Below are 14,029 nucleotides of genomic sequence, written 5' to 3'. Positions count from 1 at the left end.
GGTGAGTCCTTATTAGGTTGTGTTGCTTAAATTGATTAGCGAGAGAAATAAATAGTGGTTTCTCTGCACGTCAGACAATTAAAGACAGGCTGGTATTCAATAACACCTTTTGCTCCATTCTGCCGAAGCCAGTTTTTGGCATTAAAGAAATCAGTGCCGGATTGTGCAGTGACGACAATTCGTGTTGAGTGGGCGACTGCGTAAAATACGGCTGGAGTCCATATTGTATTGTATTGTAGAAACTTTGTGCGCTGATTGATGATGTCCATTTACTGTTAACTGTCGGGGAAGGGACCATAACGTTATTGTCGCTCCATTGCGGTAAACTGGTATTTAATGGGGCGGCGGCTTTATCCCACTCTACAGGAACGGGAGGCGGTGGCGATGAACATCCGGTAACTATTGCTGCCAACATGATTACTTTAATTTGTTTTATCATGCTTTCATTTCCTCAAAATACTGGTTTCGATGAATTGGACGGAAATAAATGTCATTCATACGGCGGACATTTCCGTCTAAATCAATGCTCACAATCACGTCCAGGCTATCCAGAACCTTACGTAACATAAATGTATAGGGGAGCTGGGCGCACTGTGGATTTTCATAGCAACGGGTAATAAACCCATCTATAGCTTCTTTCGCTGATCCTGCATGAATGGAGGTCATACTCCCTTCATGGCCGGAACCTGTTATTTTAAGGAAGTCCCAGGCTTCCGCACCGCGAACCTCTGTTAATAAAATGCGGTCAGGGTTCATACGGTAATTCCAGCGTAAAAGGCTCGCCGGGGTAACGATAGAACCTTTTTCATCTGATGATTCTGACGGATAAAAAAGATGGACGTAGTTTTTATGGATAAAGAACGTGATTTCCAGGTTGTCCTCAATTGTTGATATCCGAAGATGTACCGGAATATAACCTATCAACATTTTCATATAGGTAGTTTTCCCTGTACTGGTTTCCCCGGCGACCGCGAGAGTTTTACCGTACTCGACGCATTTCTCCATAAACAAAGGAATGTTTTTTGTATTGTACAATGCAATTAATTCCTCGTCGTGCGTCTCCGTTTTTTCCTCGCCTGTTACCCGGTTATAAAACCCCGCATCGATATATGACTGATGCGGGATTTGTACCTTTGATGGCTTACGGATGGTGATAGACACCGTATCGCGCTCACAGGCCGGAGGAACAATCACCTGGCACCGTTCGCCGGATTCCAGCGTGGCTGACAGCCCCGGCTTAATATCTTCGATATTGTCGCCGTGGTGTTTTGCCAGGCACCGGGCAAAGTTGTAGCAATCCTCATAGTTCAAAGGAACGGCATGTTGCTCCCACACGCCGTTGATTTTTGTGTACAGTTCACCTGGACGGTTGACGGCGATTTCCGTCAGGCCGGGAAGCTCCAGAAAGTCGCCAAAGAAACGTTGTTTATAGCGGTCGAGGGAAATATTCTTAGCGGTCATTTTTCAACCTCAGTGTATAGATGTTGGAAAAATCAATATCCTCGCCTGTGAGCAGATTGATGATCTCGCCCTGATTCTTATGGAGCGTTGGGGGAATATTGATGCTGTTTTCCAGAGTGGTACGAGCCATATCTGCCATAGCCTGGCGACTGTTTTCCGTATAGTCCGTATTGCGGTCTTTTTTACCTGCGCTGTTGGATGCCCATGCGGCAATATCGGGGATCATGCCAACCATTAATGCGCCGCCGAATCGCTCCCAGAAGTGCGAATCTATCCACCCATCAACGCCAGCCTCGCCCAGCTCGCCAGCCGCGCTGGTATCAACCAACGGGATATCGAGATAAGGTGGCTGGCGGGTGCGTAGCTTCGTCGCAATGATGAATGCCCGCCCTTGCCCGTGCCTCATACCTTCTTCCGCTATGGCGCGGTAAAGTAATGATGCGGTAGTGCCTTTCTCTATCAGCTTCGTGTTGCCGCTGGCGCTCCAGATGTCAGTAGTGACCGTACAGCGAAGTTTCCCCGCCCGGTCAGATACAAAGCGGCGATCCAGTGAGCAGGGGATCGAGGTATTTTCCGGGATGTACAGGTCAGGGTTATAGGGTATGCGCCGTACTGGTGCGGGGCTTTGTCCCTGCGACGGTGCGGTGGTATTTTGCGGCTGGCCGGGAGGTGTGGCCGCGCTGCTGTCCTGTTGTCCGGTGGTTGTTGCCGATGTCAGCGTCATTTCCTGCTGCCGGGTTTTTACCTGGTTCTGTGTGGTGGCCGAACCATCACGGCGAATAAGGAAGCTGGCTTTGTTGAGTTCTGGCGGGGCAGCCGCCTGCCCTGTTCCCCCCGCGCTGCTCTGGCCGTTATCCTGTTGCTCTGGCTCTTCTTCGGCTGTATCGATGGACATACCGAGATCGTTACGCTGCCGGTAATCGGTTTTGTTCGTCTGCGGGGCTGTGTCCTGTTTCTTTTCTTCCGTAGGCTGCCACAGGATATTGCGATAAACCCAGTTACCACCCCATGCCAGGAAGATAAGCGCGACCGCGACAATGGCAAGAAAGGCGGTTGCTTTGCCCCGTTTGCGCTTTTTCAGTTTGTTAACGGCGGGTTGTACCGGGTCTTTCTCTTCGTCGTCCTGCGCGTTGAGAAGCCCTGCCTCCCTTTTTACGCGGGCTTCCCGCTCAAGCGTGGCAATATCATCCTCAGCGTGTGCCGGGGATGCCTGCGCTTCATCCGGCACAGGCACTTTGTTTTCGTCGTTCATCTGCATGTTTCCTTTTATAAAAATATAAAACTATTTTTATAGATTAATTGGATTCCGGTTTTTCCACTCTTTCCACCTGCCGGGATACGGTGGAACCATCGGCGGCGTGTACCTTGCCAAATCCGCTATTTTCCAGACCTACAACGGCATTACCGGAACGCAGTACCAGGCGTGGCGTCACCTCCTGAATCACCAGTACGGTGAAGTCGCCTCTCTTCTGGATACTGCTGTTAACCGCATGCTCTTTGCCGTTCAGCTCTTTGGTGACAGAAGGAATGGACTTAGACGGGGAGAAGCCCACGAACGTAAAGCGGCCATCGTCATAAGCAAAGTCGGGAACTATGTTGAAACTGCCTTTGCCCGGATATTTGGTGTAACTCCAGTTGCGGGGCGTCTGCGCCGAGTTCAGCGCTTTCTGGACGCTGGCCTGTTGCTGTTTCTGCTCCCGCTCGCGCTGTCTGGCCGTCGCCTCCCGGCTCGCTTTGTCCCGTTCTTCGCCCGGATAGCGATAGCTCACCTGAAAAGCGGGTTGCTGTGCCGATTTATCATCGATGACGTTCAGCTCGACGTTGTACAGGCGCTTACTGGTGACAACCAGCATATTGGTATGCCAGTCCCGGCTGTTCGGGGGGATCACGACCTGCGTTGTGTTGCCATCTTCTCCGGGCGCTCCCTGCGTGAGCGCAACCGGGCGAACGTTTACCCGGTTTGCATCCGGCGTGGCTTCCCACGCCTCATCAAAGCCGGGTTTGGCGCTTATGACCGCCTCATCGTTATCAAATACCAGCGTTGTCATAAAGCCGGGTTTGGTGTTAACGACGGTGACGTTCTGAGGGTTATAGATAACCTGCTGAACACGGGAGTCATAGCGGCTTGCCTGTGGTATGGCCGCACCCCATGCCGCGCCGCACATCATCAGTGCCAGTGCGTTAAACGTTAACTTTTTCATCATTCACCTCCCCGGATTTCGCGGTCGGTCTGCCAACTGGTGACGGTAAAGCCGAAGTAGTTGATCTCGCGTTCCGCATCGCTCATGTCCTTGTCAGGGTCTGAATGGAATGTGAACCGGGCATCCCAATACTCGTTGCGGGTGCTGTTATCAGCCAGACGGCGGATAATCTTCTTGTAGCGAACAGTGGCGACTTTATCGGGGGCTGTTCCATCGGTGATCTGGTTGGACAGGATCTCCACTTTCACGGTGTGCGCACCGTTCTTATAAACCTTGTCCGGGGCGTTTTTTCCGGCGTAAAGCGCCAGATAGTCATCGTTTACCTGGGGAGCGTTGTAGACCTGTACCGTCTCGTAGTCGTCCTGCAAAGAGGGATAGACATACCGCTCACGTACTTTGACGTAGTTTGCGGCCATCGCCTTTTGATAGGCTTCTGTTGCGGTCAGGCTGGTTTTCGATGTCCGGGTAACATGTTCCACCCGTCCTGTGTGGTTATCCACGGTATACAGATCAACGTCTGTCTGTTTTAGTGGCAACATCACGACCACGGCGACGAGCGCCAGTACCGCAATCAGCAGACCCACACCGCCAACAACAAAACCGGCTTTCGTGGCGCGTTTATCCCGGTCAATCATTTGCTGCTCAAAGGTGCGGGATTCAGCAATTAATTTCTGTTCATTCATGACTGTTTAACTCCGCCATAATTTGAGATGTGTTTACGGGTTCTCCCTTACCGCTAAATGCAGATGGAAGCGTGTTCTGGGCGCAGCCAGAAAGCGCGCATAGCAAAGCCAGCGCAATCAAGCGTTTCATCAAATATTTCCTCAATTGAATTAAAAATATGAAAATATAATTATATTTTCATAAGTTGGCACTTTGGGGGGATGGACTGGAGACGTCTTAGCTATTGAACTTCTTAACTGCGGATTCTCTCGACTGTGCCAGCCTCCGCGCTTCGTTCCGGGCTATCATCTGCTCAATCGCGTATTTACGCGCTTTAGAAGCGTTATAGCCTAACTCACCTCCAGGCTTGCCGGGCTTACCTGCATTCGCATCCTTCCAGCCCTGAATGTTGTCCTGGGTGGAACGTTTGGTTTCTTTAATTGCACCTCCGGCTAGCTTCCCGGCACCAAAAGCAGCAGCACCGATACCTACAGCGGCCAGCCCCTGCATGGATACGGTAGCACTCGCCCCGGCCAGTGCTGCGGCCAGTTTTGCGGAGAGATAAACCAATATTGCCGCACAGATACCCGCAAGACAGACTTGTGCTCCTAATTCAACAATTGTTGAACTGTCCGCGACCTTCGTTGCCTTGGTAAGGACTAGGTTTAAATAATTCACTACAATTCTTAAAGAAAGAGCTGAAAGCATAATGGTTAATATGGCTGCAAATATATTTTGTAGCCAGTTATTGAACATGGTGCGGAGAAAACCATACATAAGGCAAAAAATAAATATAGGTGCTGTAATACTCAGTAATAAGATCATGACTTCCGCTATCATGGAAACAAACGCGGTGATAATCATTAAGACGAATATCCCAAGCCAGACATAAAATTGAGCAGTCATTCCCTCATCTTTTATATAAGTGGAATCATCCATGTCGTGTAATGTTTTACCTAACACCTTTGCTTTATTCCATAAGGTGTCTAATAGCTGCCATATATTATCACTGCCAGAAAAACCCTCCTTTATTCCGTTTATGGCATCAATAACGCCATCGAGGTAGCCACCTAAATTAGCTACAAAGGACAGGATGATCGCCATCCTCATGATGTCCCACATCGTGTCTTCCATCGGCGTAGAGAGCTTACCAGCCAGAGTCTGGTATCCACGCCACATGATGTAGATGGTAGCTGACGCTGCTGCCAGCCCCATCATCATAGAAGAGTACGACATCATTAATCCTTTTGTGGCGTCCGTTATTCCTCCTATTAGGTATTTCTCAACCCCAACAAAAAGACCGCCACTCATATATTACTCCTCTAAATTATTTAAGTCTGGAGTTGGTGCGTTTAGCTGCTTTATTTGATAGTGGGCTTCATTTGCATTCTTGCAGTTTTCAGTAGCATCACCACTCTTTTGGCACTTTTCATAAACGAGTTTTAATTCATCAGGGTGTTCCTTATACCATTTTGTTGTTTTAGCTTCCTCCTTGCATCCAATAACAGAAAAACACAGGGTGAGCGTCGAAATTAAAATAATTTTTTTTGATAATATAAAAACCTCATAAATTATTAAGGTCAGCAGTTGGCGCGTTTAACTGCTGTTGGTTCCACTGTTTAACGCGCTCCGCCTCAAGCACTTTTTCGCGTTTATCTGCTGCTTTCACACTCATTTCCCACTGAGTGGTAAGCGTGTTCAGCATGACAGATTTTAGCTGAATACTGTTTGCAAGGTCTTGAGATTCTTTCGAATCTTTGGCTAGCGCAACTCTGTTGGAGAGGCTGTTGATTTCTCCCAGGGCCTGGCTTACCTGATTCTGGATCTCGTCGGTCTGCTCAAGCTGGATAGCTTTATTGATGACCTGTTGTTTGCACACGTTGGCATAACTCTCCGAGCGTTCGGCTTTGCAGGTATCAAAAATTTTATATTTTTCGTACAGCGCATCGAATTGCCCGGAGGAGCCGCCGGAGAGAAGCAAATCATTCAGAGCCTGTCCCGGCTTGCGTAGTTTTTCGAGATCGGCTTTCAGGCTTTTGGCTTGGTCAACAAAGCTGGCGATATCTCGAACACCTGTGGCTGTTGCCAGTTGGTCTTTATAAGCTCGTATCTGGTCTTTGTAGTGTTGTGCGGTCTCCATCCATTGCTTCGCTTCTTTCTGCCACTGGCGGACATTTTCCAGTTTGGCCGTGGCATCAAATACTAATATACCTCCCGCTTGTGCCAGAGGGCTTGCAAGCGAACATGCGAAAATTAGCGCGTAAAAGTGAGTTTTCATCCTATATCTCCTTTGGAATCAGAGTGCTTTAGCCAGGTAGGTATCGAGCCATTCATGAGGCTGCATTCCTTCCCGGTAAATCGATTCGAATATTTCGAGGTTGGGAGCATCGCCGCTCATGACTTTGGTATATCTGCCGATACCCGACAGGTCTAGCGTGACACGAGCGGCAAAACGTTTGGTATCGCCGCGCTTGAACTGATTTTTCACCACAACATACTGGCGGGCTTGCGGGTCAAGCCCTTTCACCACGTCGAACACTTCCGGTTCAAACTTCATGTCGTCAACATAATGTGCGCGGTCGGCGTTGGGGTTCGCCGCCAGAATCTGTGTCCCGCACTGCTCAATCACTGCCGGGGCGATATCATCTTTGATGATCTCAGCCGGGGATTGAGTGCCGACGACCAGCATCCCGTTCAGCTTACGGATGGTTTTCAGCTTGTTATAAGCAAAGTCCTTAAACACCGGGTCGCGTAACCACTTCCAGAATTCATCCATGAAAATGACCAGGCGTCGCCCGTCAAGCAGGCTGGTAATGCGGTACAGCAGATAAAACGAGATTGGCGCACATACGCTTGCATCGTCCAGGAACTCCGTTCCGTCGATGCCGAAGTTATCGCAGTTGCTGATATCGAACGTGTCAGACTCGTTATCAAACACCCAGCCGAACTCACCGCCCTGCGCCCACTGTGACAACCGAATGCTAAGGCCGTTTTCCTGGGCTTCTTTCGTAGCCGGCTCAGGCAAATTCTCCAGCATTCGGGTAATGCCGTAGACGCGATATTGTGGCTCGTCATTCATCACAGCATTAACCGCATCACTCAGACGGCGTTCATCGCGTGGGGAGATCGTCGAGCCGTTGCGGGTACAAAGGATTTTCATCAGTTGCTTGATGAAATTGATATTGCGTTTGGTTGCTGGCAACGAGAACGGGTTCCACCCTGTAGACTCACCACTGATAACCCGATAGTAACGGCCACCCAGCGCCCGGATGTTCATCTCTGCGCCCCGGTCTTTATCGAGGTAAACGGTTGTCAGCCGTTTGGTTTTGGCATCCGGGGAGAAGCTATCCTCACGCCCGTATTTCTGCTGCATGATCTCAAAGAACGTCATCAACATGGTTTTACCCGAACCGTTCGTACCGAGGATGCAGGTACTGGCCGGGTTCTTTTCGTTGAATTCGTCCTTATCTGCCAGTGTGTTATGCAGGTTGATATAGTAGCCATCTCCTGACGGGGTGCGCAGTAAAGCCATAGCATCCCCCCAGGGGGCTTTATCGCGCTTGCCCGGATAGAAATTATGGAGTGCGGCCAGCTCCACAAAGTTTTGGCTACTTAGCTCCCCTTTACGTGGCCGCAGGTTGTAGTTGCCTGGCAGTTGCGCCATATACGCCGCTGAAAGCGATATTTCTGCCGGAACAGGCGTTATCCCGATGTTGTTCAGCGCATTACTGATTTCGTTAGTATCAGCCACTAGGTTTTCCAGCGACGGGGAATACACCATGATGGAAAAATGGTGCTTTCCGTAAGCGATTTTCCCCGATGTCAGCAGGTCAAGCGCCACATCCAGATCCAGCCGCTGGGAAACAGCATCGTCATCGGCACTCATCAAAAGGCGACGGGTACGCTTAATGGCTTTCTTCGCTTCCTCGCGTGACATGCAGGTATAGGACTGCGTGATCACGTAATCGCAGGGGGCATAAAGAAGGGAGTCCATCATCCCCGTGGCGGTTTCTTCGGAGAACTCTTTAACCTCCAGCCCCCGGAAATATTGCGTACCGTTGGCGTGGTTTATCTGCCCGGATTCAGCCGAAAAGAACAACGCCGCCGCTCCCATCACGTCATAGGCCGGGGTGCGGGTGACGCGCACCTTTCGCCACTGGTGCGTTAACAGATATTCATAGAAAGCCAGTTGCGACGAAAACACCGCGCTTCCTTCGGTAAACGTACCGAGAGGCCGCGCACCATAGCGCGACAGCGCGGTATCGAGCGTGCTTTTTATTTCCAGCATTTCCAGCAAAGCACCGTCCAGTTCCTTTAGTTTCTGGCTGTCTTTCATCCGTTTGCGTTCTGCTTTTTCAAGGCTGACAAACGGGCGATAGCAGACTGTCAGGAACAGGCGGTTACGCCGGAACACCCCGACAGAAGCGTAGTAAAGACGGCTAACTTCATCGGCATACGGGTTGCCGGAATCTTTATGAAGATTGTCGGTAAACGTATTGCGGTCGTTATGGATATAGAAAGTGACGGGCATACCTTCGAATGAGTGGATTAGCCCGTGTAACTGGTTCGTCCCGAACTGGAGTGATTCGTCAGACTCGCAGTCGAACGGCGTTCCCATCAATTCCCAGGTGCAGTACAGATCGCTTTTAGGTGAGCGAACCACATGCTGATGAATGTGCGATGAGTACGGAATATACTTCTTGATGGTGGCACACTGATTTAGTTTCATGGCGTCGAGAAACTCCTTGATATCAACAGCCTCATGCTCAACGGGCATAAGTGTTGTTGCGCCAAATAAACGGTTTGCTACCGGTTTTCCCTTCACTCTCAGCCAAACGGCAATCAGATTGAACCGCATTGGTTCATTTCTGGTGAGGGATTTCATCACCAGAAATTCGACGGGAAGTAAGAACAGGAGTGCGACGGAAGTCCAGACAGCAACGATGATGGTTACACCCGTGACAGCCAGCAGGGGCACCATAGGCACCCCCCACAGCGCCGCCGGGCGTTTCATTGCCTTGAGCAGCTTTGCCATATGTTCAGCCTCTTAGCTCATCAGCAGAGCGCCGATTTCACTGCCTCCGCCAATTAAAATGCCGCCAATGATGATGTAGCCGCACTGCGACAGGCTCTCGCCTTTCCACAGGGTCTTATAGCCAATCCAGATCACGGCCACGGTGATCGTGATTGCCGCCAGACCATGCAGCCCGGTTGACACTTTTTGCATGACAGTATTTGCCCGCTGAAATCCGTCGGCCAGTGCCGGGGTTGCAGAAAAAGTCGTCAGCGTACAGGCCGAAACGGGGGGGACCACAGCTTTTAGCTTGCGGAAAAGTATCATTATTCCTCCTCCTCACGGGGTGACAGGGAGAAACTCCGGCGCACTGACGGCGCGGAGAACGGTGCGATGAAGATTTTTTCTTGGCGGAGTTTCGCAGGGACGCCACGGACGACGACTCCGGGCCAGATCTCGTGGTGACGGGATGAGTCACTGGCAGGGGCGGTTTTCAGGGGAACGGCAACTGATGATTTGTCCTCACGGGTTCCGGGGACCGCATAGCGGGATGATCCCGGCGGATAACCGATTCGCTGGATATAGCTCGTTCCGGAAAACGCCGTTTCAGGTTGTTGCCCGGTACTGAAATTGCCGGAATAATAACAACTCAGCGCCCTTTTCAGCGTGCCGCCGCGCCGGTAGCAGTCTCTGAGAATGTGTTCGAAGACGGACAGATTGGTACAGGGATCAAGTAGCTCTGTGGCGGACACACCATAATGGCGGAAATTGGTGCTGGTGATTTGCATCAGCCCGACAGAGTAACGGCGATCCTGTGCTGTCAGGCGGCGGAGAATATGCTCTGCATCTCCCCGGCTGGCTGGCAGGTGAGAAATAATGTGTTGATCGCCGAAAGAGGGGCCGGCCTTCGGGACAATCTCAGCGATGGCATAAGGGTTAAAACCGGATTCCACCCGTGCCACGTCGAATGCCGTGGACGGATGAATGCTGGCGGCGCACTGCATGGCTATCGCCAGAAAGGCTGTGGTGGAAAGCATGGTGACCTCAGTAAACAAGTGACATGCAGGGTCTGCTGATACTGCATGCTGTGGGAACAGAATTAAGGGTGGTTACGACACGGTTTCGATGGGGCCCGTATTCTGTGGTGGATTATTTTCCTCCCGGGGCTCAAGCAGGACCAGTTTGCCGGAAACGGCAATACCGGGCGTCAGGACAATATTCAGACCGGATTTACCGTGGTGGGGAAAGGCGACTCCGACCTTTGTCCACCAGGTATTTTTCTCACCCTGAGAGTCCGGATGACTTTCCTGGGCAACATACGCGTAATAAACAGGCTTTCTCATAGTGTCCTCGTTTAATTAAAATTGTTGAAGATGATCTCTTCGATCACATTCCGATCCTGCATTCCGGTTTTAACGGGTCAGCGAGAACATTCAGCGGCACCCTGAATTATGGTTGTGTGACAGCCCGCTCCATATTGTTAAAGAGCATGGTCAGGATGCAGGAGGGGGAATGAAATTTTAACGGGAAAATAAATACCGGAAGGAATGATAAAAAAGTATTTGAAATTAACGTATTACTGGCACGGTGTGTGTGTGCATGAATGATGACGGGCGGGCTGATAATAATATTTGTTGATTATTATCAGGTTAAATTAAACATCCGGAGGAAGACTTTCTTTATATGTCAGATGGGGTTGTATGCTGTCTCTGTGGCTGAATTTGGTAACGACAATAATGTGTAAGGCGTGAAAGACAGGAATACAGTAGTCCCTTTTGTTGTAAGGGACGGTCTTTAATCTGGTTAAACGTTTCCCGGCCACTTAGGCCGATACTTACCGGGCCGGGTGGTGAAATTCGTTTTCATGCCGCAGTGGTATCCGTCTGTACCTGTTGCATAAAAAACACAGAGTTATCTGACATATTTCCAGACATTACCGGGAACCTTATCAAAGTACTGGTTCATTACAATCTCTGCGCGGCGATAATCTGCTGCGGCATAAAGCATTTCAAGCTCATTCCCTGTGAGCTTTTCTTCCATATGCCCGACAACCTTTTCCAGCAGGCTGCCGTCATTTATTTACCGCAGTTTTCTGACGAATTCCATCTTGTTTGCCGGTTTGTTCATGTCTGACCTCTGGTGTACTGACTGTAAAAAAGGATTGCCACAGCAGGAGATGTGAGCAGGTTATTCATCCATGACATGGAGGCACGGGAACCTGAAAACAAGCCGGCTGGTGCATATTAAAATGTGCGGAGCTATTCTCCTCCGCACATACAGATTTAACGTCTGCGTTTCTCCAGTATCGACTGACAGTCAGTACAGGTTGTTACACCCGGCAGCGTCTGACGGCGTTTTTCCGGAATAGCCTTGCCGCAAAATCGACAGTGCTGCAGGGAAGGTGTCGGTGTGGGTCTTAACCGGCTTTGTTCAATCAGTGCTTCTAGGCACCGTTCATTAAACGCCTGATCGCGATCGATTTCATCTGGCACGTTGTATTCTCCTTACCGTGTTCTTTCTTTCGCAATGCGTGATGCAGTTCCAGACAACGGTCAGCGAGGGGGCAGTACACGATGAAAGGTTTTCTGTAACCTGCATCATGGCGTCCAGCGCCTCCGGGGAATCAATGTTTTCGACCCGATATTTTTGCCACTGATGCCAGATTGCAGCATCGGTTTCTTCATCCGGAATGGGTGTTCTCCCGTTTGGAACGGAGACACCGAGTAACCGGCGGCGTGCACAGGTTTCTCTGGAGCCAACCCCGAAATAACGGTTCATCAGTGCGATTGAGCCCCCCAGCCTGACAGCTCTGTTCAGTTGTTCCTGACGCCTGTTTTCCTCGTGGGATGATGCCAGTAATTTTTGCAGGACATCATGGCGGATAGTAATATCGACAAGCGGTAAAGGTGCCTGACTGAGGGTGATAAGATCGTTTATTGATAAGCAACCGAGCAAATTCATTTCATCGTAAGTGAATCCCATAGTTTCGCAGTGATGAATATTTCCTTCCCGTAGCGCCTGAAGAGCAACGGTTAATATAATATGATTCAGGGATGGAAGCATGAAATTGACTCCTTAACTGAATAAGTGCTCAGTAATTCAGCTGAATATTCAGTGAATGGTATAGTGTCATATAGCACAATACCGGGCAGGTCTGAAATATACATGCAGGTGCTTTTTTTTATACCTGCAGGATCGAAGTTTATGAGTGCAGGGATATTAATGTTCATCATCTTCTCCTCATTGCGTCTTTATCGGTCAGATAACTTTTTGTTGATCCACTCGTCAATCTCAGACTCGAGCCAGGCAACACTAGCAGGGCCTATTTTTATTGAACGGGGAAATGCACCCTCTTTCATATAAAGGTATATCTGTGAACGCTTCAGCCCTGTTTTTTGCTCAACCTGTCTGAGGCGTAGTAACTGATAAGATGTCATATATCCTCCTGTGACTGAAATAAACGGTGGCTGGAGAATAAAAAAACACAGTGGAAGCCTGAGAGAAAGCTGGTGAGCCCTAAATAAGGGATGCAAAACCCTTATTTAGGGTTGTCGGCCATTACAAATGGGGATGGTATTAGCCGGATAAGGATGTCGAAGATGGCGAACCACGCTTCAGCGCATTTTTCAGTGTTTCAGCGTCCAGTTTTTCCCCGATGCCATCGTCTGATGCCCATTGTTCAAAAATAGAAAGGAGCTTATAGGGATGATTCAGCAGTGGGCTGATAGTATCATTGTGCTTGCAGGCCAGCCAAAACAGGCGTGATAACGGTGTTGTCATACGGGAAGGTGAAATGGGATGACTCTCCCTTTTTTTGTATAAATTAATTAGTCTTTCGACTTCGGTGTGGCGAATAACAAAACAGGCATCAGGCGGTAATGTATAAAGAGGAAAACACCCATTGTGATTATATTTTATGGTCGTCACTTCTGTTAGTTTTTTTATGACATCTAATGCTGTGTTTTTAGGTAGTCTGGAAATTTGTTTTTCTACGCGTTCTTTCCAACTCATCGTTTCGAAAATTTGAAAAAGCTCCTCTGAAAATCTTACTATAATACCATGGTTAGTTTTTCTTGCCCCCACAATTGGGGAGGGGAATTTAAGTTCACGTGCCAGTATGCGCTGAATCAAAACATATTCATAGCCTATCAGGGGGGTATCTATAATTTGTTGCACAGGACAAACATATCTGGCTTCTGTACAGAGTCTTAAATTTTGACCATAAATAAAACCGTCCCTGTCAAGCATGCATAGTTTATCAAGTAGGTCTCCCTCAAACTGCCTGAATTTTATTTTTCCATTAAAAGTTTGTATCTTCTTAAGTATCACAGGAGACTGGAAATAGACCGATAGTAGGATGTTGCCACTCAAGGCATGACGATAAATATCGCTAGGAGTAATTTTTTGTTTTATGGTTTTGGTAGTGATCTCAACTGCTTCCGTTATAGTGACCCATGTTGACATATAATGAGTTATAAGCAATGGCTGATATTTTTTTGACATAATATTATCTCCTTCTACACAACAATTCGTTCCGTTAAGGAAAAAGATTGGTGTCACAAGTATTTATTTATGATTAATCAGAGGGTTTATGACAGAGAAAAGGATGTATATTTCTGAGTGAACATGTACAGGCCTATGGGGTGACTATTTAATGAGTAAATGCCGAATGATTTTCGGGGTGATGATT

At 49.0% G+C, this 14,029-nt stretch carries 16 protein-coding genes and 2 pseudogenes; all 18 read right to left on the bottom strand.

Annotated features, from left to right (window positions below; all coding sequences use genetic code 11):
• Positions 1–35: 35 nt before the first annotated feature.
• The 18 genes and pseudogenes from CLM71_RS15560 to CLM71_RS24160 all read right to left on the bottom strand — a co-directional run bounded on the left by CLM71_RS15560 (position 36) and on the right by CLM71_RS24160 (position 13,842).
• Positions 36–439: pseudogene (locus CLM71_RS15560) on the bottom strand (cag pathogenicity island Cag12 family protein).
• A complete protein-coding gene (virB11, locus tag CLM71_RS15555; protein ID WP_105231803.1) occupies positions 436–1,461 on the bottom strand; it encodes a P-type DNA transfer ATPase VirB11 in 1,026 nt (341 codons plus the stop codon). The pseudogene CLM71_RS15560 and the gene virB11 overlap by 4 nt, the downstream one beginning before the upstream one ends.
• Positions 1,451–2,713, bottom strand: coding sequence for a VirB10/TraB/TrbI family type IV secretion system protein (gene virB10, locus CLM71_RS15550; protein ID WP_080884758.1), 1,263 nt, complete (start codon positions 2,711–2,713; stop codon positions 1,451–1,453). Before virB10 ends, virB11 begins: the two co-directional genes overlap by 11 nt.
• A gap of 43 nt (positions 2,714–2,756) precedes the next feature.
• Positions 2,757–3,665, bottom strand: coding sequence for a P-type conjugative transfer protein VirB9 (gene virB9, locus CLM71_RS15545; protein WP_105231801.1), 909 nt, complete (start codon positions 3,663–3,665; stop codon positions 2,757–2,759).
• Complete coding sequence (locus CLM71_RS15540) at positions 3,662–4,345, bottom strand: type IV secretion system protein (protein WP_001005327.1); 684 nt, start codon at positions 4,343–4,345, stop codon at positions 3,662–3,664. Before CLM71_RS15540 ends, virB9 begins: the two co-directional genes overlap by 4 nt.
• A gap of 217 nt (positions 4,346–4,562) precedes the next feature.
• Positions 4,563–5,636, bottom strand: coding sequence for a type IV secretion system protein (locus CLM71_RS15535; RefSeq protein WP_000014008.1), 1,074 nt, complete (start codon positions 5,634–5,636; stop codon positions 4,563–4,565).
• A 3-nt stretch (positions 5,637–5,639) separates the two neighbouring features.
• On the bottom strand, positions 5,640–5,882 hold the full coding sequence (locus CLM71_RS15530; protein ID WP_000949385.1) for an EexN family lipoprotein: 243 nt from the start codon (positions 5,880–5,882) through the stop codon (positions 5,640–5,642).
• A 7-nt stretch (positions 5,883–5,889) separates the two neighbouring features.
• The gene (locus tag CLM71_RS15525) at positions 5,890–6,603 is read right to left on the bottom strand and encodes a type IV secretion system protein (protein ID WP_000848059.1); all 714 of its coding nucleotides are present in this window, start codon (positions 6,601–6,603) and stop codon (positions 5,890–5,892) included.
• A gap of 18 nt (positions 6,604–6,621) precedes the next feature.
• Complete coding sequence (locus CLM71_RS15520; RefSeq protein WP_021551849.1) at positions 6,622–9,360, bottom strand: VirB3 family type IV secretion system protein; 2,739 nt, start codon at positions 9,358–9,360, stop codon at positions 6,622–6,624.
• A 12-nt stretch (positions 9,361–9,372) separates the two neighbouring features.
• Positions 9,373–9,666, bottom strand: coding sequence for a TrbC/VirB2 family protein (locus tag CLM71_RS15515; protein ID WP_000600171.1), 294 nt, complete (start codon positions 9,664–9,666; stop codon positions 9,373–9,375).
• On the bottom strand, positions 9,666–10,376 hold the full coding sequence (locus CLM71_RS15510) for a lytic transglycosylase domain-containing protein (RefSeq protein ID WP_001446637.1): 711 nt from the start codon (positions 10,374–10,376) through the stop codon (positions 9,666–9,668). Before CLM71_RS15510 ends, CLM71_RS15515 begins: the two co-directional genes overlap by 1 nt.
• Positions 10,377–10,448: 72 nt before the next feature.
• Positions 10,449–10,682: a hypothetical protein gene (locus CLM71_RS15505; protein ID WP_001231171.1), complete on the bottom strand. Its 234-nt coding sequence runs from the start codon at positions 10,680–10,682 to the stop codon at positions 10,449–10,451.
• A gap of 568 nt (positions 10,683–11,250) precedes the next feature.
• A pseudogene (locus tag CLM71_RS15500) lies at positions 11,251–11,400 on the bottom strand (Hha/YmoA family nucleoid-associated regulatory protein); the annotation flags it as partial.
• Between the two features lie 221 nt (positions 11,401–11,621).
• Entirely contained in the window at positions 11,622–11,831 is a 210-nt protein-coding gene (locus CLM71_RS15495) for a TraR/DksA family transcriptional regulator (RefSeq protein WP_001112403.1), read from the bottom strand.
• Positions 11,821–12,402, bottom strand: coding sequence for a DUF2857 domain-containing protein (locus CLM71_RS15490; protein WP_000937857.1), 582 nt, complete (start codon positions 12,400–12,402; stop codon positions 11,821–11,823). The genes CLM71_RS15495 and CLM71_RS15490 overlap by 11 nt, the downstream gene beginning before the upstream one ends.
• Entirely contained in the window at positions 12,387–12,569 is a 183-nt protein-coding gene (locus CLM71_RS15485; protein WP_001513329.1) for a hypothetical protein, read from the bottom strand. The genes CLM71_RS15490 and CLM71_RS15485 overlap by 16 nt, the downstream gene beginning before the upstream one ends.
• 21 nt (positions 12,570–12,590) lie before the next feature.
• Entirely contained in the window at positions 12,591–12,776 is a 186-nt protein-coding gene (locus tag CLM71_RS15480) for an AlpA family transcriptional regulator (RefSeq protein ID WP_000205185.1), read from the bottom strand.
• 139 nt (positions 12,777–12,915) lie between these two features.
• Positions 12,916–13,842: a hypothetical protein gene (locus tag CLM71_RS24160; protein ID WP_000039790.1), complete on the bottom strand. Its 927-nt coding sequence runs from the start codon at positions 13,840–13,842 to the stop codon at positions 12,916–12,918.
• Positions 13,843–14,029 lie beyond the last annotated feature (187 nt).

Source organism: Serratia sp. MYb239 (assembly GCF_002966855.1).
Lineage (GTDB): Bacteria > Pseudomonadota > Gammaproteobacteria > Enterobacterales > Enterobacteriaceae > Serratia_B > Serratia_B rhizosphaerae.
This window is presented reverse-complemented; position numbering and strand designations above follow the sequence as displayed.

Excerpts from the sequence above, each read along its gene's own strand:
- CLM71_RS15520 (WP_021551849.1), bottom strand. The coding sequence starts at position 9,360 with ATGGCAAAGCTGCTCAAGGCAATGAAACGCCCGGCGGCGCTGTGGGGG.
- CLM71_RS24160 (WP_000039790.1), bottom strand. The coding sequence starts at position 13,842 with ATGTCAAAAAAATATCAGCCATTGCTTATAACTCATTATATGTCAACA.
- CLM71_RS15510 (WP_001446637.1), bottom strand. The coding sequence starts at position 10,376 with ATGCTTTCCACCACAGCCTTTCTGGCGATAGCCATGCAGTGCGCCGCC.
- CLM71_RS15505 (WP_001231171.1), bottom strand. The coding sequence starts at position 10,682 with ATGAGAAAGCCTGTTTATTACGCGTATGTTGCCCAGGAAAGTCATCCG.
- CLM71_RS15535 (WP_000014008.1), bottom strand. The coding sequence starts at position 5,636 with ATGAGTGGCGGTCTTTTTGTTGGGGTTGAGAAATACCTAATAGGAGGA.
- CLM71_RS15540 (WP_001005327.1), bottom strand. The coding sequence starts at position 4,345 with ATGAATGAACAGAAATTAATTGCTGAATCCCGCACCTTTGAGCAGCAA.
- CLM71_RS15485 (WP_001513329.1), bottom strand. The coding sequence starts at position 12,569 with ATGAACATTAATATCCCTGCACTCATAAACTTCGATCCTGCAGGTATA.
- CLM71_RS15490 (WP_000937857.1), bottom strand. The coding sequence starts at position 12,402 with ATGCTTCCATCCCTGAATCATATTATATTAACCGTTGCTCTTCAGGCG.
- CLM71_RS15525 (WP_000848059.1), bottom strand. The coding sequence starts at position 6,603 with ATGAAAACTCACTTTTACGCGCTAATTTTCGCATGTTCGCTTGCAAGC.
- virB11 (WP_105231803.1), bottom strand. The coding sequence starts at position 1,461 with ATGACCGCTAAGAATATTTCCCTCGACCGCTATAAACAACGTTTCTTT.
- CLM71_RS15515 (WP_000600171.1), bottom strand. The coding sequence starts at position 9,666 with ATGATACTTTTCCGCAAGCTAAAAGCTGTGGTCCCCCCCGTTTCGGCC.
- CLM71_RS15480 (WP_000205185.1), bottom strand. The coding sequence starts at position 12,776 with ATGACATCTTATCAGTTACTACGCCTCAGACAGGTTGAGCAAAAAACA.
- virB10 (WP_080884758.1), bottom strand. The coding sequence starts at position 2,713 with ATGAACGACGAAAACAAAGTGCCTGTGCCGGATGAAGCGCAGGCATCC.
- virB9 (WP_105231801.1), bottom strand. The coding sequence starts at position 3,665 with ATGATGAAAAAGTTAACGTTTAACGCACTGGCACTGATGATGTGCGGC.